Origin of the sequence: Fluviicola sp. (assembly GCF_030151805.1) — a bacterium.
In the GTDB taxonomy this organism is placed as follows: Bacteria; Bacteroidota; Bacteroidia; order Flavobacteriales_D; family Crocinitomicaceae; genus Fluviicola.
In genome coordinates, this window is the sequence record NZ_JASLCN010000127.1 from 1 (window position 1) to 5,428 (window position 5,428).

General features: G+C 44.5%; 2 protein-coding genes. Both read left to right on the plus strand.

Going from position 1 to position 5,428, the window contains the following annotated elements; all coding sequences use genetic code 11:
* Positions 1-1,419: T9SS type A sorting domain-containing protein (locus Q1V93_RS04940; protein ID WP_300662299.1), on the plus strand; the 1,419-nt coding region annotated here is incomplete at its 5' end.
* A gap of 79 nt (positions 1,420-1,498) precedes the next feature.
* Positions 1,499-4,981, plus strand: coding sequence for a T9SS type A sorting domain-containing protein (locus Q1V93_RS04945; RefSeq protein ID WP_300662302.1), 3,483 nt, complete (start codon positions 1,499-1,501; stop codon positions 4,979-4,981).
* Positions 4,982-5,428 lie beyond the last annotated feature (447 nt).

Consider the following 5,428-nt stretch of genomic DNA (forward strand, 5'->3'; position numbering starts at 1 on the left):
GGCCACACGGGAACTGCTGTAACAGGTTTATCAGCTGGAACATATACCGTTTATGCAACAGATGCCAACAACTGCCTGATCACCAAAGCAATTACTGTTTCGCAGCCGGCAAAATTAACCTTCTCGGCAGGATCAAATGTTGGTCCGACCTGCGGAGGATCAGACGGAGAAGCAGAGGTCTGGGGAATTTCCGGAGGAATTCCTCCTTACACAACAACCTGGTCAAACGGCGCAACTGGAGATATCGCATCGAATTTAGCATTCGGAATTTACTCGGCAACCGTAAAAGACGCCAACAATTGTATGGCTGTAAAACCGGTTTACATGAGCGAAAACAACTCGGCAGATATTTCCGGAACAGTTGTACCAACGAGCTGCGGAGGAAATGACGGAAAAATTTTAGTGAATGTTTCATCCTGGACCGGGGATCCGATTCAATCAATCCTCTGGTCAAACGGCGCAACGACACAAGACCTTCTGAATGTTCCTGCAGACAATTATGTTTGTACGGTTGTGGTGGCAAATACAAACTGCAAAGCCCTGAAAGGATGGAATCTTCCGGTAGCAAACCCACTCAGACAAGACATCTGCGTGATTACCGTTGACGAAACCACTACAACAAACCTGGTCGTTTGGGAAAAAATACAACCGGCAGGAATTGACTACTACAACATCTACCGCGAAACTTCCACGCAAGGAGAATATATACTGATTGATACCGTAAGAGCTTCCAACATCTCGATTTTCAATGATGTAATCGCTTCTCCCCTGGAACGCTCCTGGAGTTATAAAATCAGCGCTGTAAATAATTGTGGCGCAGAAAGTCCCTTAAGTACCGCTCATCTTACGATTCACCTCGATTTATTGGATTTGGGCAACAATTCTGTTCAGGTAAACTGGAACGCTTACCAGGGAACAGCTTTCACGGAATACATTATCTGGAGATATACCACCGCAAACGGATGGGAACAGGCTGGAACTGTTCCGAACAACATCCTGACTTTTACAGACCCGGTAGATTATGCTACTCCCGGATTGGATTACATGGTAGAATTCGCTTTAAGCACACCATGTTCTGCTGAGAAAGCACAGGATTTCAACACCGTGCGGTCCAATCGTGAAAGAGGTCAGTTCTCTACCGGTGAAGGAACCGGAAACTCTTCAAACAGCATTTCTGAAAACTACCTGAATACGATTCAGTTCTATCCGAATCCAACTTCCGGTAAATTGATTTTCATACAGGAAGGAAGCGAACACATCAGCTACAAGATCGTATCGCTTTCCGGTCAACTGATGCAAACAACGGAAAGCAATCAAAGCACAGCAACATTAGACTTAAGCAATCTCACAGCAGGGATTTACCTCATTGAGTTAAAAATAAACGACACAAAAATTACAAAGCGGGTGGTTAAACTTTAAACTTCCTGCAAAACAGACATCAAAGATCATTGTTCTTCAAGGCACAATGATCTTTCTATCACTAGTTAATTCAGTACTTATGAAAAAGCTCATTCTCATCCTCGTAGTTCTTGCAGCTACATTCGGTGCAAAAGCACAGACCTACGATTGGTCGCCGGATATGCCAGCCGATCCTTACTTGGGTAGCGGGCAGGTAAAATCGCTCATGTACCAGGAAAAACTGTATCATTTCAGTGACTCTGTAGGAACCTATCTCCGCGTAACAATGTACGATCCGAGAGTTGGTACCTGGAAATGGCTGAATGTTGAGAATACAAATATCGGTTCTATCAGCAGGATTGAAGGCGAGGTAATCAACGATAAGGCTTATCTTGTAACAAGTGGTTTCTCCGGACTCTTCGTCCACAAATTTGACTTCACCACCAATGCGATTATTGCCTACAATTCATTCACCGCGAGCAGTGCACTCGGCGGATGGGTTTTCAAGGCAGATCCGGTTTCAGGTAAACTGGCTGTGATGTACGTAGACAATACCAATACCAGCATCTGCTACTTCAATACGACGAGTAACACATGGGACAGTGACTTTGGAGTAAATACCTTGCTCGATCCGGGTTTCAGCGGTTCGGGAAATTTCATCATTTACTTTTCGACCAATTCGGTTTACTACGGTATTTCAGGAGCCGGTAACAACCGGCTGGCAGTCGCCCCATTGAGTAACCCGTATGCATTATCTTACTACAACAGCACCGGAGCCAATGACGGACGTTTAAAAAACAATTCCGGAACCAATTTCATTTCCGGGAATTTCTTTTTGGCAGGAAACGGGCAAAACGCACCCAAAGTATATATGCGCAATTACGCAAACCAGACAACTTATGAGAAAGACTTTGCCGGAACCGCAAACATTGCACTGAACACAACAACAGATGCTCCTTTACTCTTCAATATTGACACAAACTTTTTTGAAGTCACTCAAAATGCTGCATATACCTTTTTGCTCTCTCACTTTGCCCCCGCAGGAAGTGCAACCTTCGCAAATTTGTTTGTTTTCCGCAAAGACTGGAACACCGGAGATTGGGATACCTTGGGAGTCCAGGTTCCGCCAACTGCCGGGGTAAATAACCTGATGATGTTATCATTAGATGCTTCCGGAGAACATCTCGCTATCAATTACCAAAACGACGGATACTATTATTATTCCGACGTTTTCAATACGAAATCTGAAATAAACCCGGCTTCCATTGTTGCAAACACAGGAACTTGCAAGAACAGCAACAATCAACTGTTTCATGCATTGGAATTTTACGACGATAACCGCGACGGTCCGCTAAAAATTCACAGCATTACGGATCTCAACGGAATTGTAAGCGGTCTTTCAGCAGAAATTATCTCTTTCGACAACAGCTCCTCACCTGCCATTACCAAATATGCCATTTACGGTTCCATCGGAGCAACAGGCGGAAATGCTGCTATTTCGATCGACATTTCAGACGGTTACAGTATCAGCACGATGAATCTTCCGGCAGTTTCTGTAGGTAATATCACAGCTCCGGTAGTCAATTTCACCAGTAATCCGCTGAATTTATGTGCAAATGACAACCTCATCAACCTGATAAATTATGTGAATTATTACGATAACGGGGTTTTTAAAATCAATAACAACGTGGTTTCCGGAGCAACGATCGACGGCACGGTTGTTTCCCAGGGCTTTACCGGGGGAACCATCACGATGCAGGATGAAATCGACGGATGTATTGTGAATGCTACTGCCTCATTGATATTTCCTTTTTTGGGGAGTGCTTCTGTTGTTTCAACACCAAGTGCCTGCGGAAGTACAAACGGGACAACAACAGTCACTTTTACTCCGGGCGCCTCTTCCACGTACACCCTGGAATGGTCTACCGGAGAAACAACCAATACCATTTCAAACCTGGCTCCCGGACCCTACTATTACAACGCTACCGATCAATACAATTGCCACATTACCGGAACAACTTCGGTTGATGCTGCGGGTATAACGCTTACCCCGACCCTTACCAACGTTTCCTGCCACGGATTGAATGACGGTTCTATCAGCATCAGCATTGTGAATCCAAATGCGTATCAATTCCTTTGGTCTAACGGTTATGGAACTTCAACGATTTCCAATCTTGCTCCGGGAAGTTACTCGATCAATGTTTGGGACGATAACGGCTGCCAGGTTTCAGGTTCATACATCATTACCGAACCCGCAGCAATAACGGCAAGTTTATCCGGAACAGAACCCACTTGCGGAGCAACCAATGGAAGTATTTCTGCAAGTGTCAATGCATCCGGAACTCCCACTTACAACTGGATTGGAACCGGGCAAACTTCCTCGAATCTAACAGGAGTCGGACACGGTTTGTACACGCTCCAGGTAACGGATGGAAATACGTGTGTCAAAGAATTTACTTATCAGCTGGATGACAAATTTGCGGTGAATATTAACGGAACAGTCACAAAAACAGCCTGTAATCAAAACAACGGAATGATTGCGATTGATTTCGTTCAGGATCCGAATGGAGGAACCCTGGCAAACTCCTGGTCCTGGTCAAACGGAGCCACTACACAAAGCAATTTTAACCTGAACTCCGGTTCCTATACCATTACGGCATTAAGCGGGTCGATCAGTCAGCCGTGTTATTCTGCCAAAACATTTGTTGTAGGCACAAAAGCACCACTCACCCAACCCATTTGCCTGGTGACGGTAGATACGCTCACAACAACCAACCTGGTCGTTTGGGAACGAACCGAATTATCCGGAATTCATCACTACAACATTTACCGGGAATCGGATCTGGCAGGAAACTACCAGTTAATCGACACCGTAATGGCAGACAATCTTTCTGCGTTCAATGACGTGGTGGCCTCCCCGATGAATCGTTCATGGAGATACAAGCTGTCTGCCGTAAACGAATGCGGAGCAGAAAGTCCCGTTTCTTCCGAACATAAAACGCTTCATTTAAATACCATTCTGGTTACAGGAAACGGATCTATCGACGTTCTTTGGGACGATTACGAAGGTTCCGGGAACGTAAGCGGTTATGTTGTCTGGAGAAAAACAGATCAGCTGGACTGGACTGCCGTGAGCCCGACAATTGCTTTGGGAACTTCTGCTTACAACGATGTTCCGCCTGCCGGTTCAACCGGAATTGACTATTATGTTGAAATGCTTTTGAATGCACCATGTACTGCTGAAAAAGCACAGGATTTCAATACTACCAGATCCAATCGTGAAAGAGGCCAGTTCTCCGCAGGAGATGGCGTTGACGGAACTTCTTCCAACAGCATTTCCGAAAACTACCTGAACGAAATCAGCATGTATCCGAATCCAACACAAGGAGTTGTGATTTTCGAACAAAGCGGTAACGAATCACTTACCTATCGGATCACTTCTCTTTCCGGACAAGTAGTAAGAATCATAAACAGCAGCAAAGCGAAGACGGAAATACAACTCTATGATATTCAATCAGGTATCTATTTAGTAGAAATCAGTTCAGGAGCTTCCAGAGTGATCAAAAGAATCAGCAAATACTAATTTTCAACATGATATAAATGTCTTGTACAAGAATTTAGGTGATTTTTTAAATTTCCCGTAGCTCACACAAAATTAAGTGGATACTATTTTTCGTTTTTTGCGCGCCTCTGTGCCTTCGCCGATCGCATGTCGCCAATAGCTTTAGCGATGGCACAAGCTTAGGTGTAAGCGTACTGAGCTACTTGTGATGAGCCTGTCGAATCAAGTCGAAGAGGGTACTGAGCGGAGTCAAAGTACATACTTCAATCGGCTATGTCAGTTAGAGTTTCCGGCTTTTTCAGTCGGAAGTATCGAGAACGACATGCACACAATTGTACAAAAACACCATCCAAAAAAGGATTCCAAAATCACAAAAAATCTTATCTGGCACACTCAGCTATGGGTCAAGTACGGATAGAGCATAGGTAGAGTATGGGTTAAGTATGGATACAGTATTAAAATGTTATA